The sequence below is a fragment of the uncultured Campylobacter sp. genome, assembly GCF_938045595.1.
Taxonomy (GTDB): Bacteria; Campylobacterota; Campylobacteria; order Campylobacterales; family Campylobacteraceae; genus Campylobacter_B.
In genome coordinates this window covers 1-1,905 of record NZ_CALIBB010000161.1, presented here as the reverse complement: position 1 = coordinate 1,905, position 1,905 = coordinate 1, and the positions used below count along the sequence as shown (strand labels likewise).

Here is a 1,905-nt window from a genome sequence, read left to right as displayed (position 1 = left end):
CGGCTTTGATAGAATTTTCGCTTGAATCAACAAAATAAGGCGCTTTTAATGCTAAATAGCGCCTGAAAAAGCTTAGCCGCTACGGCTTTAATATCATATCTTGCCAGTTAAGCTTAAATCGGCTATCATTGCACGAAATCTGAAGGGGGCAAATTTGAAAAAATTCTTTGTTAATTCTCTGCGCCTTATAAAACGCCACTATATAATCTCTGCGATTTTTATCATCTGCATTTTGACATTTATCCCTTATATGCCTATAAATATGGGCTTAAACTACGTCGGAGTTTGCACCAATCCTCTGCATTTTGGCATCTTATCGGATAACGAATTAAAAGAGATAGCGTTTAAGCAGTATTTGCAACAACATCATAAAGAGTATAATTACAAGCATAATATCCCGTTTTTCAGAATCCAACCTTGCAACGGCGACAAGCGCCCCGATGATAATTGCGAATTTTGGAAAATACCTAAAGAGTTAAATTTAGAAAATTTATTGTCTATCGGCAGACAAATTTGCAAAGACGGAAAACAAATTGCGCCGATAGATAAATCCATACTAAAAGCTATAGATGATGAAAGCGTGGTGTATCCATGGGAGGATAGCAAGCTTTTTAATGATAAAGGGGAACTTAATTATTCTATCTACTTTAATAATGAGGACAACCATTATAGCGAGTATTATCGATATGATTCTTTGTTTATAGCCGAGGATCCTACTATTAAGATTAAATTGCTTGATTTACTTACCGGAAAAAGCAAGAAGATCATATACAAAAACGATAATAGGCTAGCGCTAAGAATGCTATTAGCCCTTAAACGTATTGATAAAAGTGATGATTTTTGCACCTTAAATGATTGGATGGATAAAAATAAACTTGACGTTACTAAAGAAAGCGTTGAAATTATTGGAGATAAAGGAAATAAGATTATATTAGAAAATTATTCTATGTATAGAATAGGTATAGATAATTGCGGAAATTATAAGGGCTTATATATGGGCATATTATGGGAACCATATAAAGCATATATGAATTATGCAGATTTTAAAAACAAATTTAAACAAAATAAGGAGTAATCTATGTCAAAAATAGTAGATATGAGCGGTAAAATCGCACAGGGCGGCTATGCCTATGCCGAGGGCAATCCTTGCTAAATTTGAGGCGCGGATTTTTTGCATAAAATCACAAAATTAAAATTCGGCAGCAGGTTCTACCCGCATGCACTTAGCTCACAGAACAAATACGATAAATTTAAGCGGTCTTGATCTCTCGCAGCCTATACCACTATAGGATAAATGCTGCTAAAAGCACAAAATATCCGATGGCGACCGTTAGCGCGCCCACAGCAAGGATAACGCCCTCGGCCGAAATAATTCCTTTCGCGGTTTCTTTTTTGAGATAAATAGCCAATTATATATTAGTCTAGCCTAAAGATTTGGATTCGGCTAAAAGCGGGTGGGATTAAAATTTAATCCGTCTTCAAATTTGCCTAAATCTAAATTTACAAAAAATCTATTTCTTGCCCACCAGCAATTTTGAGCTACCGAGCATCAGCCATTTGGCTTCGCGTGGGCCCATAAAAAGCCCCTGCGTCGTGTCTATGAGCTCGACCCGCTCATAGCCCTGCTCCTTAAGGCGCGCGATGAAAGCATCCATGTCGCCGTAGTTTCCGCGCGAAAAAAGATCGTGGATTGCGAAGCTGCCGCCCTTTTTAAGCACGCGGAGCGTCTCTAAAAGCAGCTCCTGGCGGTTCTTGCGCATGATGTTGTGATAGACGTAGTTGCTTGTAACCGCATCGAAGCTTTCGTCCTCAAACGGCAACCGCGTAGCGTCGGCCTGCTCGAAGCTAACGTTGCTAACCCCCTCTGCACGCGCGTTTGATTCACACAGCTGCTTGTTAAAAGAC

General features: G+C 39.1%; 2 protein-coding genes. One reads left to right on the top strand and one right to left on the bottom strand.

What is annotated here, in order from left to right:
- Window positions 1–154: 154 nt before the first annotated feature.
- Entirely contained in the window at window positions 155–1,075 is a 921-nt protein-coding gene (locus Q0340_RS06620) for a hypothetical protein (RefSeq protein WP_298082650.1), read from the top strand.
- A gap of 436 nt (window positions 1,076–1,511) precedes the next feature.
- Here Q0340_RS06620 and Q0340_RS06615 read toward each other — a convergent pair.
- The coding region (locus Q0340_RS06615) for a class I SAM-dependent methyltransferase (protein ID WP_298082649.1) at window positions 1,512–1,905 on the bottom strand (394 nt) is incomplete at its 5' end.